13 protein-coding genes and 2 pseudogenes are annotated in these 18309 nt (G+C 72.8%); 6 read left to right on the top strand and 9 right to left on the bottom strand.

All coding sequences use genetic code 11. The features are described from left to right. Window positions 1-30: 30 nt before the first annotated feature. Window positions 31-525, bottom strand: coding sequence for a polyadenylate-specific 3'-exoribonuclease AS (locus ABD901_RS28215; protein WP_345130950.1), 495 nt, complete (start codon window positions 523-525; stop codon window positions 31-33). Window positions 526-1036: 511 nt separating this feature from the next. On the opposite strand from ABD901_RS28215, the gene ABD901_RS28210 reads away from it, so the two are divergent. Next, the gene (locus tag ABD901_RS28210) at window positions 1037-1729 is read left to right on the top strand and encodes a Crp/Fnr family transcriptional regulator (protein ID WP_345130948.1); all 693 of its coding nucleotides are present in this window, start codon (window positions 1037-1039) and stop codon (window positions 1727-1729) included. A 143-nt stretch (window positions 1730-1872) separates the two neighbouring features. Next, window positions 1873-5427 carry an AAA family ATPase gene (locus ABD901_RS28205; protein ID WP_345130946.1) on the top strand — a complete coding sequence of 1185 codons (3555 nt, stop codon included), beginning with the start codon at window positions 1873-1875 and terminating at the stop codon, window positions 5425-5427. On the opposite strand, the gene ABD901_RS28200 is transcribed toward ABD901_RS28205, so the two are convergent. Further along, entirely contained in the window at window positions 5399-6109 is a 711-nt protein-coding gene (locus tag ABD901_RS28200; protein WP_345130944.1) for a lysophospholipid acyltransferase family protein, read from the bottom strand. The two genes, ABD901_RS28205 and ABD901_RS28200, sit on opposite strands and share 29 nt — an antisense overlap. Window positions 6110-6287: 178 nt before the next feature. Here ABD901_RS28200 and ABD901_RS28195 point away from each other — a divergent pair. Beyond that, window positions 6288-6891 (top strand): annotated as a pseudogene (locus ABD901_RS28195) (DUF308 domain-containing protein); the annotation flags it as partial. Between the two features lie 207 nt (window positions 6892-7098). Here ABD901_RS28195 and ABD901_RS28190 read toward each other — a convergent pair. From ABD901_RS28190 to ABD901_RS28165, 6 genes and pseudogenes are all read right to left on the bottom strand, one after another. Then, window positions 7099-7884 (bottom strand): alpha/beta hydrolase, encoded by a 786-nt coding sequence (locus ABD901_RS28190; protein ID WP_345130940.1) that lies wholly within the window; start codon window positions 7882-7884, stop codon window positions 7099-7101. Window positions 7885-7895: 11 nt separating this feature from the next. Further along, complete coding sequence (locus tag ABD901_RS28185; RefSeq protein ID WP_345130938.1) at window positions 7896-9308, bottom strand: flavin-containing monooxygenase; 1413 nt, start codon at window positions 9306-9308, stop codon at window positions 7896-7898. Window positions 9309-9416: 108 nt separating this feature from the next. Beyond that, window positions 9417-10091 carry an endonuclease/exonuclease/phosphatase family protein gene (locus ABD901_RS28180; protein ID WP_345130936.1) on the bottom strand — a complete coding sequence of 225 codons (675 nt, stop codon included), beginning with the start codon at window positions 10089-10091 and terminating at the stop codon, window positions 9417-9419. Window positions 10092-10098: 7 nt separating this feature from the next. Next, on the bottom strand, window positions 10099-11043 hold the full coding sequence (locus ABD901_RS28175; protein ID WP_345130934.1) for an ROK family glucokinase: 945 nt from the start codon (window positions 11041-11043) through the stop codon (window positions 10099-10101). 53 nt (window positions 11044-11096) lie between these two features. Further along, window positions 11097-11417 (bottom strand): annotated as a pseudogene (locus ABD901_RS28170) (hypothetical protein); the annotation flags it as partial. Further along, entirely contained in the window at window positions 11414-11860 is a 447-nt protein-coding gene (locus ABD901_RS28165; protein ID WP_345130932.1) for an SRPBCC family protein, read from the bottom strand. The gene ABD901_RS28165 and the pseudogene ABD901_RS28170, both read right to left, overlap by 4 nt. Window positions 11861-12002: 142 nt before the next feature. Here ABD901_RS28165 and ABD901_RS28160 point away from each other — a divergent pair, with 142 nt between their 5' ends. From ABD901_RS28160 to ABD901_RS28150, 3 genes are all read left to right on the top strand, one after another. Next, window positions 12003-13793, top strand: a complete 1791-nt coding sequence (locus tag ABD901_RS28160) for an AMP-dependent synthetase/ligase (protein WP_345130930.1) — start codon at window positions 12003-12005, stop codon at window positions 13791-13793. Between the two features lie 109 nt (window positions 13794-13902). Further along, window positions 13903-15459, top strand: coding sequence for a sensor histidine kinase (locus tag ABD901_RS28155; RefSeq protein ID WP_380139992.1), 1557 nt, complete (start codon window positions 13903-13905; stop codon window positions 15457-15459). Window positions 15460-15492: 33 nt separating this feature from the next. Continuing rightward, window positions 15493-16161, top strand: a complete 669-nt coding sequence (locus ABD901_RS28150) for a response regulator transcription factor (RefSeq protein WP_345130927.1) — start codon at window positions 15493-15495, stop codon at window positions 16159-16161. A gap of 123 nt (window positions 16162-16284) precedes the next feature. Here ABD901_RS28150 and ABD901_RS28145 read toward each other — a convergent pair whose 3' ends face one another. Further along, complete coding sequence (locus ABD901_RS28145; RefSeq protein WP_345130924.1) at window positions 16285-17409, bottom strand: glycosyltransferase family 4 protein; 1125 nt, start codon at window positions 17407-17409, stop codon at window positions 16285-16287. Between the last annotated feature and the right edge of the window lie 900 nt (window positions 17410-18309).

The following is an 18309-nucleotide window of genomic DNA, read 5'->3' as shown; positions in this document are numbered from 1 at the left end:
CAGCGCCCGACTTATCGGGCAAAGCCCACGTCAGCCGTGCATCACGCGCCAGCGCGCCAGGTTGTGGCGGGCGTCCACCAAGGCGTCGTGGCGGCCCTCCGCGACGGGCAGCGGGGGGCGGCCGGCGTCGTCCCAGAGCTGGCGCAGGTCCTTCGTGAAGCGCGGGATCTCGCGCGGCAGCGCCGGCATCGAGCCCCACAGCTGGGCCAGCGCGACGTGGTCGTAGGCGGCGTACCACGCCCACAGCTCCAGCTCGTCCGCCTCGCCCTTGCGCAGCGGCTCGGTCAGGAAGTCCAGCAGCTCCGCGCGGATCCGCTCGCGCGAGCGCCACGCCTTGTCCGACGGGGACGGGAGCTTGTCCAGCACGTTGCGGCGCACCCAGGAGACGGCGCGGGAGTCGTCGAACTCGGTCGAGACCGCGTAGTACTCGCGGCCGTGCTCGTCGACGACGCCGATCGAGACGAGGTCGATGAGCCGCCCGTCCTCGATGAACTCGCAGTCATAGAAGTACCGATACGCCGCCACCGGATACATCCTGCCCTATCGCGGCCGCGGAGATCACAGTGCGGTGCCGCCGTGCCGATGGACCCGCTCGGCGCCGGCGGCACGGCCGGGCGCGTGCCGGCCGCGAAACCGGACCCGCGGCGCGCGGGCACCCATTGCCGACGAAATTGGCCACCGTTGATCCCGGGCCGCCGTGCACCGCGGTCCGGCGGAATGCACGGGCCGGCCACGCTGCGCACCGTGCGACGTTACGCAGCGCCGCACCCGGTACTCGATGAACTCGCGGCCGGGACCCGGATGCTCGCACCATCCGGGGCCCGGCCGCGACCGTGCCATGCCCCCCGCCCCCCAGCGGTTTGCGTGGTGGCACTAGCCTGCCTGCGGACTCATGAACGGCGCTGTCGGTGAGCCGATGCGGGGGATGTACAGACTCCGACACGCCAGTCATGATCTGGTAGAAGTTTCGTACTGTCTTCGTGATCACCTAACGTGATCGCGAGTCCGATCACGCTGAACCGGGAGGGGTTTGACCGTGGAGGGTCGGCTGCCAGATCCCGGCGACGCACTGACCGGTGTGGAAATGTTCAGTGGTCTGGAGCCCGATGTGCGTCAACGGGTCATCCAGGCAGCGGTGCCACGGACATACCGCAAAGGCCAGCTGCTGTTCGTCGAAAACGATCCGGGCGAGTCGCTCATCGTGCTCAAGCGCGGTGCGGTGATGGTGTTCCGGACCGCGCCCACCGGCGAACGCGCGGTGCTGTCGGTCATCCGTCCGCCCGACACGATCGGCGAGGTGTCGCTGCTCGACGGCGCGGCGCGCTCGGCGTCGGCCGAGGCGATCGAGGACTGCCAGGCCCTGGCGCTGTCCCGGCACGCGTTCATCGAGCTGGTCCACGCCAACCCGCGGATCCTCGACGCCGTCATGCGCTCGCTGGGCCTGCTCATCCGGCGGCTCACGGAGCAGAACGCCGACCACGTCTTCCTGGACCTGCCCGGCCGGGTCGCCAAGACGCTGGTCCGCCTCGCCGGCGAGACCACCGCGCCGATGGTCACCATCGAGCTCAACCAGAGCCAGCTCGCCGAGATGGCCGGCGGCTCTCGGCAGAGCGTCAACCAGGCGATCGGTTCGTTCGCCAGCCGAGGCTGGCTGCGCACCGAGGGCCGGCGGATCGTGGTGACCGATCTGGGCGCGCTGCGGCGACGGGCGGGCATGCCCGATCGATGACCTTCGCCATCCTTTAGGCCGGCTTAAATGGCCTGACAGGATGGCATGACATCGGCTGGACGGCCGGGGTGCGGGGTGCCATTTCGGACACCTGGCCGCCCCGGCCGCCGACGTGTGAGGATGGGTTCTCACACGGCGAGGGAGTGTCGGCGATTTCCAGTCAGTGCGCACGCTGCGGCCGCCAGGCGGGCGAGGGTGACCGGTTCTGCGGCGGATGCGGCGCCGAGCTGAGCCCGCCGTGCCCGACCTGCGGACGGACGCTCTCCCCCGACGCCGTGTTCTGCACCGGCTGCGGCACGCCCCGCGCCGACACCACGGCGGCGCGCGGCCTGATCCGCACCGAGCGGGCCACCGGCCGCGCGTCCGTGCCGGCCATCCCGGCGGCGCGCAGCGAGGACCGCCGGCGCATCAGCGTGCTGTTCGTCGACCTGATCGACTTCACGCCGTACGTCGAGCGCGCCGACCCCGAGCTGGTGCGCGAGCTGCAGAAGAGCTTCTTCTCCACCGCCCGCGAGGTCATCGGGCAGTACGGCGGCGTCGTGGAGAAGTACATCGGCGACGCGGTCATGGCGCTCTTCGGCGCACCCGTCGCCACCGAGACCGACGCGGTGCGCTGCGTGCGCGCCGGCCTGGAGCTGCAGCGGGTGCTCGCCCGCTACGCCAGCACCGGCGAGGGCGAGCGCGAGCTGCGCTTCCGCGTCGGCGTCGCGACCGGCGAGGCCCTCGTCGACGTGGCCGCGGCCCGCGACGGCGGCCAGGCGATCGTCGCCGGCGACGTGGTCAACACCGCCTCGCGGCTGCAGTCGCTCGCCCCGCCCGGCGGCGTGCTGGTCTGCGGCAGCACCTACACGCTGACCAAGGCCTCGATCCGCTACGAGGCCCAGCCGCCGGCGACGCTGCGCGGGCGCTCCACGCCGACCGAGGTCTGGCTGGCCCTCGCGCCGCTGCGGCGCAACCACCCGGACCGCGAGGCGGGCTCGACCCCGCTGGTCAACCGCACACACGAGCTGAGCCTGCTGGTCAACGCGCTGTACCGGGGGTTGCGGGAGCGCACGCCGCAGCTGGTGACGGTGCTGGGGCACGCCGGCATCGGCAAGAGCCGGCTGGTGCACGAGCTGTTCCTGCACGCCGAGCGGCTCTTCGACGCGCCCGTGGCCTGGCGGACCGGGCGGTGCCCGCCGTTCGGGGAGAACGTGACGTACGCCGCGCTGGCCGACATCGTCAAGGCGCAGGCCGGCATCCTCGACACCGACACCGCCGAGACGACCCGCGAGCGGCTGGACACGGCGCTGGCCGCGATCGTCGGGCCGTCCGAGGCCGAGCGGCTCGCCGAGGCGCTCAGCCCGCTCGTCGGCCTGCCCGGGCCCAAGCTCGCGCCGGACGAGACCGAGTCGGCGTGGCGGCGCTTCGTCGTCGCGCTGGCCGCGCACCGCCCGACGGTCCTGGTCTTCGAGGACCTGCACTGGGCCGACGAGTCGATGGTCCGCTTCGTGGAGCGGCTCGGCGCCTCGGTGCGCGACGTGCCGCTGCTGCTGCTGTGCACCGCGCGGCCGGAGCTGCTGGAGCGCAACCCGAGCTGGGCGGGCGCCGTCGCCGGCGCGGTGTCGATCACGCTGCCGCCGCTGCGCGACGCCGAGATCGCCACGATGTACGCACACCTGCTGGGCGCCGCGAGCTTCCCGTCGCAGTCGCTGAGCTCCCTGGTGGAGCTGGCCGACGGCAACCCGCTCTACGCGCTCGAGTACACCCGGATGCTCGCCGAACAGGGCAACCTGCCCGCCACCGACGCGCTCGGGCGCCAGCTGCCGATGCCCGACAGCGTGCACGCCGTCATCGCCAACCGGGTCGACCTGCTCGACGCGGCCGACCGCGCCGTGCTGCAGGCCGCCGCCGTGGTCGGCATGAACTTCTGGCCGGGCGCGGTCGGCGCCGCCATGAGCCGCCCCGCCGACGGCATCGAGCGCTCGCTGCGCCGGCTCGAGCAGCGCGACCTCATCCACGAGCAGGCTGCCTCCACGATGGAGGGGCAGACGGAGTACCGCTTCGGCCACGTCCTGGTGCGGGACGTCTGCTACCAGCGGCTGCCCCGCACGGAGCGCGTGGCACGGCACGAGCTGACCGCCGAGTGGCTCTTCAACGTGGCCGCCGACCGGGACACCGACCTCGCTGAGGTGGTCGCCAACCACCGCTTCACGGCGTACGAGATCGCCCGCTCCCTGGGCCTGGACGCGGCGCGCTACAGCGTCCCCGCGCGCGACGCGATGCACCGCGCGGCCCGGCGCGCCTATGCGCTGCACGCGCTGGAGGCCGCCACGGCGCACGCAGGCAAGGCCCTCGCGCTGTGCGACGACTCCACCGACGCGCTCGAGCGGCTGCGGATCGAGCAGCTGAACACCGAGATCGCGTTCTACGCCAACCCGGAGGCCTTCCTCGGCACCGGCGGCGCCGACCGGCTCGTCGGGCTCGCCGAGCGGCTCTACGCGGCCGGCGACCAGGCCGGCGCGGCCCGCGCGTGGACGGTCAGGGGCCAGGCCGCCTGGCTGCGCGCCGACCGGCTCGACGCGCTGTCCTGCCTCGACCGCGCGGTGGAGCTCTTCGACGAGCTGCCCGACGGGCCGCAGAAGGCCGACGCCTACGCCGAGCTGGGCCGCCTGCACATGCTGAACTTCGAGGTCGAGCCGGCGGTCGCGGCGGCCAGCGCGGCCGCGGAGATCGCCGACCGGCTGGGCCTGGTCGACGTGGCGACCGGCGCGCGGATCACGATCGGCACCGCGCTGTTCCAGGCCGGCGACCGCTCCGGCCTCGTCGAGCTGCAGTCGGCGCTGGAGGTCAGCCGCGAGCGCCGGCTGCTGTCGGAGCACCGGGCCCTGCGCAACGTCTCGTGGGCGCTGCTGGAGGACGGCGACTGGACCGCCGCGGCGGCGATGCTGGACGACAGCCGCCACGCCGTCCCCGGCAGCCACACGCTCGCCACGGGGTACTCCGACGTCGCGCAGTCGGCGTACTTCACCGGCGACTGGCCGGCCTACGTCGCCGCGGCCGAGGCGGCCATGGCCGAGCCCGGCGGCGAGTGGGACCTGCAGGTGCGCGGCGTGCGCGCCTGGATCCGCACGCTGCGCGGCGACGACGGCGGCGACGACGTCGAGGAGACGGTCGCGGCCGGCCGTCGCAGCGGCTTCTACCGCCTGCAGTGGGTGGCGCTCGGCCACGGCGCCCTGTGCCGCGCCCTGCAGGGCCGCGACCGCGACGCCGAGGCGCTCATCGTGGAGCTGGCCAAGACGTGGCGGGAGGTCCGGGCGATCGCCAGCGGCGAGTGGATCGACGCCACCGCGCACGCCGCCGTGCTGTCGGGCCGCGTGGCGATGCTGGCGATCCGCGACATGCTCGCCGACGTGCCGCACCGCACCCCGTGGGTGGAGGCGTCGCTGCGCACGATCACCGGGGCGATCGCGTTCGTCGACGGCGACCACGCCCGGGCGGCGGACATGCACCTGGCCGCGGCGGAGCTCTACGGCGACATCCCGAACAACTCCGCCCGCATCCTGTCGGTGGCCTGGGCCGTGCAGGCGCTGGGCCGCAGCGGCGACGAGCGCATCGAGCCATGGCGGGCCGAGCTGGTGGCCTTCGCCGAGCAGGCAGGCACCCCCCGCCTGCTCGAGCTGGCCGGCCTCACGCCGCCACAGGCTCCGCCGGCGTAGGCGGGGACGCCTGCGCGTTCTTGACCTTCTGGGCGTACATGTCGATGTACTCCCGGCCCGACAGCGTCATCAGCTCGTACATGATCTCGTCGGTCACCGCGCGCTCGATGAACCGGTCGCCGGCCATTCCGGCATACCGGGAGAAGTCGAGCGCCGGGCCGAACTTGATGTGCACGCGGCGAAGATTGGGTAGCTTCTGCCCGATCGGCTGGACTTTGTCCATGTTCATCATGGCGACGGGGACGACCGGCGCCCCGGACTCCAGGGCCAGGCGGGCGACGCCGGTCTTGCCGCGGTACAGCCGGCCGTCCGGCGACCGGGTGCCCTCCGGGTAGATGCCGAAGATCCCGCCCGCCCGCAGGATGTTGAGGCCGACCTCGAGCGCGGCCCGGGCCGCCTTGCCGCCGGAGCGGTCGATCGGGACCTGGCCGGTGCCCGCGAAGAACAGCTTCGTGAGCCAGCCCTTGAGCCCCTTGCCGGTGAAATATTCCGCTTTGGCCGGAAAGGTGACGCGCCGCCTGATGCTCAGCGGCATGAAGATCGAGTCTGCGAACGAGAGGTGGTTGCTGGCGATGATCACCGGTCCCTCGTCCGGGACATGCTCGACCCCCTCAACCTTTGGGCGGAAGACGAGCTTCAGCCAAGGTCCGAGGACGATGTACTTCAGGAGCCAGTAGAGCACGGCCGCCCTTTCGGGATCGCGCGACAATCGGTGATGACCGTCGCAAAGAGCCTACGAAGCAGTACGGCACACCACAACGCACTCCCGGAACGACGGCCGGGCATGTCAGGATTTCGGTCAGCGGTTTTTTCGCGGCGCACCCGGTCGTCGCGAGGGCGGCCGCGGGGAGGGGCGAGCTGTGCCAGGGGGTGGGGCGCGGCGCGGTCGGCGGGACAACGGCCTGGTGGCGCAGGAATACGCGGTGGTGGGCGACGTCGACCCCCGCATCGGGGAGCATCTGCTCGACATGCTGGCCGAGGGCGGCATCGCGGCATACCTCCAGCCTGCCTCCGATCTGCATCCGCTGACGCGGACCACGACGCTGCCCGCACGGCCGACCGACCGGCTCTACGCCGACCGCGACCACCTGGCCACCGCTCAGGACTACCTGGCCCAGCTCACGGCGGCGGTGCCCGAGCAGCACACGCCGGTCGAGGCGCCGGCCGCGGAGCCGCAGCAGTCCGACGAGGACGCCTTCGCCGCGATCGTGGCCGGCTTCCACACCACCGTCGACCCGACGGTCGCCGCGCCGTGGCCGGCCGCCGAGGACCTGGACTCCTCCAGCACCGCCGCGCCCGACATGGACACCGAGCCGGCGCCGCGCACGTCGCTTCGCCGCCCGTCGGACGTGGTCGACCGGTCGCTGCTGGACAGCCTGGACACGTTCGGCAACGACCTGCCCGGCGACGACGAGGAGGACGAGGGGTACACGCCCCCGCCCCCGCCGCCGCTGCCCCGCGTCGCGCCGGTCACGATCGTCGCCATCCTCGCCCTGACCGCCGGCCTGGTCCTGCTCTTCTGGCCCGACGTGCTCCCGCTGGGCTCGCAGGCGGCGTTGTTCCTGGGCTTCGCCGGCGTGCTGGCCGGGTTCGTCACGCTCGTGCTGCGGCTGCGCCCCGGCGACGAGGAGGACGACGACCCGGACAACGGCGCCCGGGTCTAGGCCCTGGTCAGCGCACCTTCTCCAGCCAGTCGGCGATCGCGTCGATCGGCTCCTGCCAGCGGGCGTCGAGCATCAGGTCGTGCCCCATGCCCGGGAAGAGCAGGGGGGAGCCGCCGTAGCGGCGCGCCACCCACTCCAGCGCCGAGCCGGACACCACCCGGTCGTCCGGGCTGCCCACCACGAGCACCGGCGGCGCGCCTACCGGCGCCTCCGGCTGCTGGCGCCGCAGGAGCTGGCGCTGTGCGCCGCCCGGGACCCGCTGGAGCCGCTGGGCGTACGTCTGGGCCTGGTTGCCCGGCAGCGCCCGGCTGAACAGCTGCTCGCGCCGCAGCGACACCCGCCCGCCGAACGCGCCCGGCAGCGTGCCCGCCGGGTTGCGCCCGAGCAGCCCGAACGCCGTGCCGAGCCCGCCGAAGACCGGCGCGACGAGCACGCCCGCGCGCACCGGGTAGCGGGCCATGGCCATCGCCACCACGAGCGCGCCCGCGCCGTGCCCGACGAGCACCGCCTGCCGCGGCAGCGACGCCGCGACCTGCGTGACGTCGTGGACGTAGTCGCACAGCCGGGCCTCGGGCGCCGGCCCGCTGCCGCCGTGGCCGCGCAGGCTCATGGCGTACGCCGGGAAGCCCCGCTCCGCCGTGTGCTCCAGCCAGTGCTGCGCGAACGCCCACGCGCCGTGGCCGTAGCCGGGCACGAACAGCACCGGCGTCGCGGTACCCCCGGAGGAAGGCTGAGCGTCGAGCACCTCGCGCCGCACCGGCTTGGGCGGGTCCGCCCACTCCTGCGATCGCATCACCCGCGTCGTCAACGGACGGCCTCCAGCTCGTGCAGGGTCTTCTCCAGCTCCTGCAGGTACACGAAGTGGCTCACCTCGAACCAGTGGCGGGTCGAGTCGGTGACCTTCCGGGAGGTGTACCGGCGGTCGCCGTCGCCCCGCATCCGCGCCCAGATCGCCTGCGCCCGCTCCGGCGCGGCGTCGAGCACCCGCAGCCACTGCGCGATGAACACCGCCTGCCAGTGCGACAGCGTGAACAGCGCCGAGTCGGGCTGCAGCAGCCCGGCCACGGCCAGCGTCGGGTGCGTGCGGGACAGCATCTGCAGCGCCAGGCGCGGCCGCCCGGCCGAGTCGGTGGACAGCAGCTCCGGCGCGAGGAACTCGAACTTCGGCATGTACCCGGTGGCCATCACGACCAGGTCGGGGTCGATCACGCGCCCGTCGGTGAGCACGACCTCGTGCGCCTCGAAGTGCCGCACGTCCGGTACCGCGGTGATGTCGCCGTGCCCGAGGTAGTACGGCAGCTGGCTGTTCACCAGCGGGTGCATCTCGAGGATGCCGTGCTCGGGCTTCGGCAGGCCGAACCGGGTCAGGTCGCCCACCGTCATGTTGATCGTGCGGTGCAGCAGCCACTGGCGCATCTTCGTCGGCAGGCGCATCGCCAGGACCTTGTCGTTGACCTGGTCCGCGGGGCGCCCCAGCGCGAACTTCGGCGCGTACCAGTACCCCCGCCGCGTCGAGTGCCAGCACTTGGCGGCCTGCTGCGCCGCCTCGACCGCGATGTCGCACCCGGAGTTGCCGGCCCCGATCACCAGGACCCGCCGCCCGCGCAGCTGTGCCGCGTCCTTGTACTGGCTGGCGTGGATGATCTTGCCGCGGTACTCCGCCAGCCCGTCGTACTCGGGCATCTTCGGCGCCCAGTTGTGCCCGTTGGCCGCCACCACCGCCGAGTAGCGCATGGTCCGCGGCGCACCGCCGCGCGAGCCCTTGACCGTCACGTCCCACCGCGGCGGCCCGCCGCCCGGGTCCTCGGCGGGCTCCACCCGCGCGACCTCGGTGCCGAACCAGATGTGGTCGCGCAGCGCGAAGTGGTCGGCGTACTTCTCGAAGTACGCCAGCATCTGCGTGTGGTGCGGGTAGTCCGGCCAGTCGTCGGGCATCGGGAAGTCCGGGAACTGCGTGAACGGCTTCGACGAGATCAGATGCGTGCTCGCGTACACCGGGCTGCGGTCGTGCCGCCAGTTCCACCCGCCGCCGACGCCGGTCTCGCGCTCGTAGCAGTCGACCCCGAACCCGGCTTCACGGAGGTTCTTGATCGCGGTGAGCCCGGTGCCGCCGGCCCCGATCACACAGACCGTGTCACCCCGGTCGTACACAGGCTCGCCGTCCCGCCAATGCGTAGCGTTCCCGGCAAGATCATCGAACCGACCGTCAGCGCTCACCGCGGAATCCTCTTCCGAGAGTCCCCGTTTTGTCCAGTACCGAACTTTCGCGCACCGACGGCCACAGGGCCCTTTGCGCAGCTGCGCGCGCCGCGCCGACCGCCGCCGTCAGGCGTCGAGCTCGAGGTCGGCGACGATCGGGAAGTGGTCGCTCGCGGCGCGGGTCTGCGGCGTGTCGATCACGTCGTACTGCAGGACCCTGAAGCGCGGGTCCGCGAAGATCGCGTCGAGGCGCTCGCGCGCGGCCGTGGCCGGGAAGGTCGGGCGCTCGTCCGGGCCCGCGGCGTCGGTCAGGCCGTCGGCGATCATGCGCCAGGCCGCGCCGCCGGAGTTCTCGTTCAGGTCGCCGGCGAAGAGCAGCGGGTCGGCGGCCTCGTCCATGTGCTGCTTGAGCAGGGCGGCCTGCGCCGGGCGCTCGGCGGCGTCGGTGGACAGGTGCGAGCCCGCCGCCACGAACGTCGACCGGCCCACGCGGCACCGCACGAAGACGGCGCCGCGCATGTGCCGGCCAGGGGTCAGCGGGTAGCGCACGTTCCACTCCTCGAGCGCGCGCACCCGCAGGTTGGTGAGGATCAGGTTGCCCAGCGCCGGCAGCCCGCCGCCGGCGATGACCAGCTCGAGCTCGCGGGCCAGGTCCGCGGACTTCTGCCGCCATCGGAAGCGCCGGGGCGCCTCCTGGAGGATCGCGACGTCCGGCGCGGCCTCCCGCACGGCCGACGCGAGTGCGCGCCGGTCGTCCTTCAGCCCGTGCAGGTTGTACGAAAGCACCCTGATCTTCGTCATGTACGCCTCACATACGGGCCAGGTCCGCCGCTCCGACGACGCCGGCCAGGTTGCCCATGAGCGCCGGGCGGACCTCGGCGACGGGGAGCCGGCCGCGCTGGGCGAGCTGCTCCTCGTAGCTGGCCCGGGCCGGTTTGAGCAGCAGGTCGCCGGCGTCGATCACGCCGCCGCCGACCACGATCACCTGCGGGTCGAGGGTCTGGACGATGTCGGCGAACGCCACGCCGAGCCAGTGCCCGACCTGCTCGAAGGCTCCGGTCGCGACCGGGTCGCCGAGCCGGGCGGCCTCGGTGACGGCCGGGCCCTTGATCGCGTCCGGGTCGCCGCCGGCCAGCTGCAGCAGGCGCTCGGCGGCCTCGGGGCGGGTGCGTGCGTCGGCGCGGGCGAAGCGGACCAGGGCGTTGCCGCTGGTGTACTGCTCCAGGCAGCCGTGCCGGCCGCAGCCGCACGGGTGGCCGTCGGGGACCATCATCGTGTGGCCGAGCTCGCCGGCCACGCCGTGCGCGCCGCGGATCAGGCGGCCGCCGAGGATGATGCCGCCGCCGATGCCGGTGCCCACGGTGTACAACACCATCGAGTCGTCGGCATCGTGCGCCGCGCCGAAACGGAACTCGGCCCAGGCCGCCACGTTGCCGTCGTTCTCCACGACGGTGGGCAGGCCGACCGCCTGCTGGATCTTGTCGCGCAGCGGCTCGTTGCGCCAGGCCAGGTTGGGCGCGAACTGCACGATCGAGCGGGTCTCGTCGACCCAGCCGGCCGCGCCGATGCCGACGGCCTCGACCTGTTGCCCGGCGGACAGCTCCCTGATCACCTCGATGATGCGGTCGGCGGTCTCGCCCGGGTCCTGCGCCGGCGTGTCGCGCCTGGTCTGCACCAGCACGTCGCCCGCGGAGTCGACGACACCACCCAGCACCTTGGTACCGCCGATGTCGACGCCGATGGTCAGCCCCACTGCGGCAAGCTCCTTTCGTACCCGGCTTACGCCTTGTCGGGGTCATCCTCTGCGACGTCGCTGTCGGTGGTTGACGTTTCCCGGGTGGCCGACCGCCAAGTTGACGAATCGTCATCCGGAGCCTTGTCGGACACGCGCTCGCCGAAGGCGCGCAGCACCGAGGCGACCCCGGCGGCCAGGTCGCCCGCGCCCGTGGCCAGCCGCTCGGCGAAGTCCGGGTCGGGGTCGCGGGCCGCGGCGATGGCCTTGCACAGCGGGCAGACGCAGCACTCGGCCGAGCCGGTGGCGAATCCGGCGGTACTGCGCGCCGCCATCGACGCCGCCGCCAGCGCGGCGGCGACGAGGCGCTCGGCCTCCTCGCGCGGGTCCCTCATGAGCCCGCCTCGACCCGGCGCTTGAGCTCCTTGAGCGCGGTGTCCATGATCATCTTCTCGGCCTTGCGCTTGAACATGCCGAGCATGCCGATCGCCAGCTCCACCGACAGCGAATAGGTCACCGTGGAAGTGCCGTCGGGGTTGGCGGTAATGTCGTAGGAGCCGTCCTGCTGCTTCTGCATCTTCGACGGCGCCACCAGGCTCCACTCGATGCGGCTCAGGTCCTCGGCGTATTCATACTGCAGGGTGTACTCGTCGGACACCGGGCCGGAGTCGAGCGCGAAGCGGACCTGACTGGCGTAACCGTCCTCATACTCCTCGACCACCTCGACCGATTTTACCGCCGCGACCCACTCCGGGTAGCGGGCGAAGTCGGCGATGACCGCGGCGACCCGATCCGGGGTCGCGTCAATGACGATCGACTGCGTCGAAGTGTCGGCCATGCGTGGCAGGCTACCTCTGCCGCCGCGACCGCGGAGCGTCGGCTCACCGCCTGGCGGGCCCGCGCCGGAGCCGATACACCTACAGGTAGGTTCCCGGTACGGAAACGAAGTGGTAATAAGCGAGTCAAATAAGGAGTCGGACGTGCGCGAGTTCTCCGTCCCCGCCGCGGTGATCATCGCCGAGACGGCCACGCTGACCGACCCCGTCTGGGACAACGCCGCCGTTGCCCCCGACACGGTGCAGTTCGAGCGCCTGGTGGACGGCGCGTGGCAGGGCGTCACCTGCGCGCAGTTCCTCGACCAGGTCGTGGCGCTGGCCCGGGGCCTGCTGGCGGCCGGCATCGAGCCGGGCGAGCGGGTCGGGCTGATGTGCAAGACCCGCTACGAGTGGACCCTCGTCGACTACGCGATCTGGACCTGCGGCGCCGTCACCGTGCCGATCTACGAGACCTCCAGCCCCGAGCAGGTGGCGTGGATCCTGCAGGACTCCGGCGCGGTGGCCTGCTTCGTGGAGACCGACGCACACCGCGAGGCCGTGGAGCAGGTGCGCGACGGCGCGACCGCCCTGGCGCACGTGTGGCAGATCGACGGCCCGCGGGGCGCGCTCGACCAGCTCGTCGCCGAGGGCGCCGCGGTGCCTCGCGAGGACGTGGACCGGCGGCGCACCGCGACGGCGGCGGACGACCTCGCCACGATCATCTACACCAGCGGTACCACGGGACGCCCCAAGGGCTGCATGATCACCCACCGCAACATGCTCTCGGACATCGTCAACGCCGTCCCGGAGCTGCGTTCGCTGTTCAACGAGGGCGCCCGCACCCTGCTCTTCCTGCCCCTGGCGCACTCCTTCGCCCGCCTGATCCAGATCGGCGTCGTGCAGGCCCGGGCCACGATGGGGCACACGGCCGACACGAAGAACCTGGCTGAGGCGCTCAAGAGCTTCAAGCCGACGTTCGTACTCTCCGTGCCTCGCGTCTTCGAGAAGGTCTACAACACCGCCAAGCAGCGCGCGCAGGCCGACGGCAAGGGCGCGATCTTCGAGCGGGCCGAGCGCGTGGCCATCGACTACAGCGCGACCCCCTCCCCCGGCCTGCTGCTCAAGGCCCAGCACGCGCTGTTCGACCGGCTCGTCTACGGCAAGCTGCGCGCCGCGCTCGGCGGCCAGTGCACCCGCGCCATCTCCGGCGGCGCACCGCTCGGCGAGCGCCTGGCGCACTTCTACCGCGGCATCGGCGTCACCGTCTACGAGGGGTACGGGCTCACCGAGACGTCCCCGGCCACCAACGCCAACCGCGACAACGGCGTGAAGATCGGCACCGTCGGCCGGCCGCTGCCCGGCGTGACCATCCGCATCGACGACGACGGCGAGATCCTGGTCCAGGGCGACATCGTCTTCAAGGGGTACTGGAACAACCCCGAGGCCACCGCGGAGGCCATCGACGCCGACGGGTGGTTCCACACCGGCGACCTCGGCGAGCTCGACGACGACGGCTTCCTGCGCATCACCGGGCGCAAGAAGGAGATCATCGTCACCGCCGGCGGCAAGAACGTCGCGCCGGCCGTGCTCGAGGACCGGGTGCGGGCGCACGCGCTGGTCAGCCAGTGCATGGTCATCGGCGACCGGCAGCCGTTCATCGCCGCCCTGGTCACCATCGACCCCGACGCCATGCCGGCCTGGCTGCGCGACAACGGCAAGGCCGAGGGCACCGCGGTCGAGGACCTCATCGACGACGAGCAGCTGCGCGCCGAGGTCCAGAAGGCGATCGACGAGGCCAACCAGGCCGTGTCGAAGGCCGAGGCGATCAAGGTCTTCCGCATCCTGCCCCGCGACTTCACCGAAGCGACCGGCGAGCTCACTCCTTCGTTGAAGGTGAAGCGGAACGTCGTGATGAAGGAGTACGCGGGCGACATCGCCGCGATCTACGAGCGCTGACGACTTGAAGGGATCGCTGTTGACGGACCTGGCGAGCACCCCCGCGCGCGCCGAGGACCGCACCCCCGCTCCGGCCTCCCGACCTCGCACCGGGGTCGTGGCCGTGCGCGTGCTGCTCCTCGCGCTGGTCGCCGTGTTGCTGCTCTCCGACGGCGTGCGGGCGGCCGAGCTGCTCTGGCTCGCGCTGCTGCTCGCCGCGGCGCTCGTCGCCACGGCCGCGCCGCAGGGGCACGAGGTGGCCCGGCTGGGGCGCACGGCGGAGGTGCTGATCACCGCCTTCGCCGCCTCGACGCTCAACGGGGACGCCAAATACCTCCTGGTGTACCTCCCGGTGCCGATCGTCGCCGCAGCGCTCTCGGAGGGCCGCCGGATGGCCGGCGCCTACGTGCTGGCCTCCGCCGCGCTGCTGGTCGTCGGCGGCGCCGTCGAGGGCCGCCTCGACGACCGCAACTACCTGACCGCGGGCGGGCAGTGGCTCGTCATCGCCGGCGTCGCCGCGTTCCAGGCGACGATCCTGCAGCGGGTACTGCTGGCCCGCCGCCCCGACGACACCCCGCAGCCCTACGCCGAGGCCACCCGCCTGCTCACCCAGCTGCGCAGCGTGGCCCGCCAGCTGCCCGGCGCGACGCTGGACCCCGGCGGCCTGGCCGAGCATCTGCTCGACGAGGTGCGCGCGATCGTCCCCGCCACCCGCGGCGCGGTGCTGTCCGGCAGCGGCGGCGGCCGGCTGGTCGTGCTGGCACAGGCCGGCGTCGAGCGGCTGGACTGGGAGACGGCGCTGGACACCGAGAGCGCCGTCGCCGACTCCTGGGCGACCCAGCAGCCGGTCGTCTCGGGCCGCTCGCAGGCCCGCTCGGTCGTCGGCGGCGGCAGCATCTCCTCGATGGTCGTGCCGCTCATCGCGGGCGTGCGCACGGTCGGGCTGATCGTGCTCGAGACCGACTCCTCGGGCACCTACCCGCCGGCCCTGGTCGCCAAGGTCCAGTCGGTCACCGGCCCGGCCGCGCTGCGGCTGGAGGCGGCACTGCTCTTCGACGAGGTGCGGTCGCTGGCCACCACCGAGGAGCGGCAGCGGCTGGCCCGCGAGATCCACGACGGCGTGGCGCAGGAGCTCGTCATGGTCGGCTACGGCATCGACAACGCCGTCGCCGCGCTGCCCAACGCCGGGGCCGCCGAGGAGGAGCTGCGCGTCCTGCGCGCCGAGGTCACCCGGGTCATCACGGAGCTGCGCCTGTCGCTGTTCGAGCTGCGCAGCGAGGTCGACCGCTACGGCGGCCTCACCGCCGCGATCGCCGACTACGCCCGCACCGTCGGCGCCTCGGCCGGCCTGCGGGTGCACCTCTCGCTCGACGAGACCACCGCCCGGCTGCCCGCCGCCGTCGAGGCGGAATTGCTGCGCATCGCCCAGGAAGCCATCACCAACGCGCGGAAACACGCCGGTGCGGAGAATCTTTGGGTAACGTGCGCGGTCGATCCACCGTTCGCACAGGTAGAAATCTCCGACGATGGCAGCGGCATAGGTGAAAACCGCCCGGACGGGCGGTATGGTCTTGCGATCATGGCCGAGAGGGCGGAACGTATCCGGGGCCGGTTGGAGATCACGCCACGCGTGCCGAATGGGACCACAGTGGCGGTCGTGCTCGGAACCGCACCGCGTGCGCGGTAGCGTTAAGGCACCCAGAGGGAGAGAGCACCGGGAATGTCTACTACCGCGACGCCGACGACTCGCACCAAGGTGCTGCTCGTCGACGACCACGATCTCATTCGCCGAGGACTGCGGCACGCGTTCGAGCGCGACCGCCAGTTCGAGGTGGTCGGCGAGGCCGCAACGGCCGCCGAGGCGATCCGCCAGGCCGGCGCCCTGCAGCCCGACGTCGTGATCATGGACCTCCGCCTGCCCGACGGCAGCGGCCTGGAGGCCACCCGCGCCCTGCGCAAGACCAGCAACACCATGGGCATTGTCGTCCTGACGATGTACGCCGGAGACGACCAGCTCTTCGGCGCGCTCGAGGCCGGCGCCTCGGCCTTCGTGCCGAAGACCGCCCCCGCCGACGAGGTGGTCGCCGCGGCCCGCCACGCCGCCTCGGCGCCCAGCGCCTTCACCGCCGCCGACCTGGCCGAGGCCATGAAGCGCCGCCTGGCACCCAGCGGCCCGCAGCTGTCACCGCGCGAGGGCCAGGTCCTGCGCCTGCTGGCCGACGGCATGAGCGTGGCCGGCATCGCCAAGCAGCTGTTCGTCTCGGAGTCCACGGCCAAGACGCACATCTCGAAGCTCTACGAGAAGCTCGGCGCGGCCAACCGCGCCCAGGCCCTGATGACGGCGCTGCGCCTGGGCCTGCTCGAGGCCCCCGACGCCCCGAGCTTCTGACCCTTTTTTCCAACCCCCGGACCACGCGGACGGCCGGCTTTCCGACTCTTACCCCCGGCGAGCCGGCCGCGTCATTTCCCGGAATGACTTCGCCCGTTTTCCGCATTGTCGTCCGCTGATCGGCTATTCCTGTGCAAAAAGCGCGTGCAACCGCGCAGCCTGTGTTTCCCATCGCCACTCGGATTCGACCCAGGCCCGGCCGGCGGCCCCCATTCGCATGGCCAGTTCGCGATCACGCAACAACTCGATCAGCCGCCCGGCCACTCGGTCGACGTCTCTGCCCGGCACCACGAACCCGGTCTGCCCTTCCAGAACCGCGTCCGGCGCCCCACCGGAGTCCCCCGCGACGACGGGCAGCCCGGTGGCCGAGGCCTCGAGGTACACGATCCCGAGCCCTTCGACGTCCAACCCACGCCGCCGGGTCCGGCACGGCATCGCAAACACGTCCCCCGCCGCGTAGTGCGCCGGCAGTTCAGCCCACGACACCGACCCGGTGAACACGACGTCCCGCTCGACTCCGTGCTCACGGGCCAGCCGCTCGAGATCCCGCCGGTACGGCCCCCCGCTGACGATCAGCAGCGCCGCATCCGCGACGGCGGCCCTCACCTTCGGCAGCGCTCGGATGAGCACGTCCTGCCCCTTGCGCGGCACCAGCCGCGAAACGCAGACCACGACGGGCCGCCCGTCCAGCCCGTACCGCCGCCGGACCTCGCTCCCGTCCACCCCAGGCGCATAGGCCTCGACGTCCACTCCGGGCGCCAGCCGCTCGAGCGCGGTCAGCCCTCCGATCGCCCGCGCCAGCCGCACCCGCGTGTACTCCCCCAGGTACGTGACCACGTCGGCCCCACGCGCAATCCGCCGCAGCAGCCCACGCGCCCCCCGCAGCGCCGCCCACCCCACTTCGTGCCCGTGGGTCAGCGCAACGACTCGCTCCACCCCCGCCCGCCGCCGCAGCCCTTCCCCGAGCAACCCGAGCGGCGCCGCCGCCCCGAACCACACCCGGTCACACCCACGCGCACGCGCAATCTCAGCCGCCCGCCGCGCCACCCGAGGCGTCGGCAACAACATCCCGGTGTCTTCCCGCACCACCTCGAACGGCTGCTCGGCATCGAACTTGCCGGCCCCTTTCCAGGTAGACGCGTACACCACGACGTCCCCCGGCTGCCGAACGGCCAGGTTGTACACGAACTGCTGAATCCCTCCCGGCCGAGGCGGAAAGTCATTGGTAATCAGCAGCGTGCCACCCATTCCGAGCAGTGTATATAGCTCGCTGCACTGTGTCCCCAGCTCGCTACGCTCGCCCGGGGGAGCTCCGCTCCACCCGAACCCCCTCAAAAGCCGCAGCGGCCCTCATGGCGACGAGCGGGTGCTCGGTTCTCTTGGCTCGCTGCGCTCGCGCTGGGCTCGCTCTCGGGGAGCTTCGGCTCCGCGGAGTGCGCCGCCTCGGAACCTGCGGCGGCGCACTGGGCGACACGAGCAGGTGCTCGGTGCTCATCCCCGGTGGCAGGTGCGCATCGCGCCGTCCCCTCCGCCCGTGCGCGATCCGATCGACGTGCCCATCGCGTGGCCGAAGCCCCTCCGCAATGTCGCTCCGGAAGCCTCGAGCCCCGTCACCGCGGTCCCGACCTCGTGCGCACCTGCGAAATGCCACGCGCGCACCACTGGGCCGCCCTCGTGTCGCGGACCTCGCCTTCTCTCCCGCGCGGCGCGGAACGCGTGCGCGGGCGCGGGGCCCGTGCGCGGCGCAGAGAGCGTGACCCGGGGCGGCGGCGCGAGGCCTGTGCGCGGGACCCGGGGCGCAGGGCGCGAGGCGCAGGGCGCGGGGAGCGGGACCCGTGCAGGGAGCGGAGCGCGGGCCCGTGCGCGGCGCGGGGCGCGTGGCACGGGGCCTGTGCGCGGGGCCGCAGGGCGCGGCGCGGGCGCAGGGCGCGAAGCGGGGCGCGGGCGCAGGGCGCGAAGCGCGGAGCCCGTGTGGGGCCCGGGGAGCCAGGCTGTGCGCGGCGCGTGAGCGGGGCCGGTGCGCGGCGCGGGGAGCGGGACGCGGCGCGGGACGCGGGCGCGGGGCGCAGGGCGCGGCACGCGGCCCAAGGCGCGGCGCGGGGAGCGGGACGCAGGCGCGGGGCGCAGGGCTCGGCGCGCGGCCCAAGG

Source organism: Dactylosporangium darangshiense, from assembly GCF_039537565.1.
Lineage (GTDB): Bacteria > Actinomycetota > Actinomycetes > Mycobacteriales > Micromonosporaceae > Dactylosporangium > Dactylosporangium darangshiense.
Note: the sequence above shows the minus strand (reverse complement) of the source record. Positions and strands in the feature narration are given on the sequence as shown.

Excerpts from the sequence above, each read along its gene's own strand:
- ABD901_RS28190 (WP_345130940.1), bottom strand. The coding sequence starts at position 7,884 with ATGCGATCGCAGGAGTGGGCGGACCCGCCCAAGCCGGTGCGGCGCGAG.
- ABD901_RS28180 (WP_345130936.1), bottom strand. The coding sequence starts at position 10,091 with ATGACGAAGATCAGGGTGCTTTCGTACAACCTGCACGGGCTGAAGGAC.
- ABD901_RS28165 (WP_345130932.1), bottom strand. The coding sequence starts at position 11,860 with ATGGCCGACACTTCGACGCAGTCGATCGTCATTGACGCGACCCCGGAT.
- ABD901_RS28150 (WP_345130927.1), top strand. The coding sequence starts at position 15,493 with ATGTCTACTACCGCGACGCCGACGACTCGCACCAAGGTGCTGCTCGTC.
- ABD901_RS28145 (WP_345130924.1), bottom strand. The coding sequence starts at position 17,409 with ATGGGTGGCACGCTGCTGATTACCAATGACTTTCCGCCTCGGCCGGGA.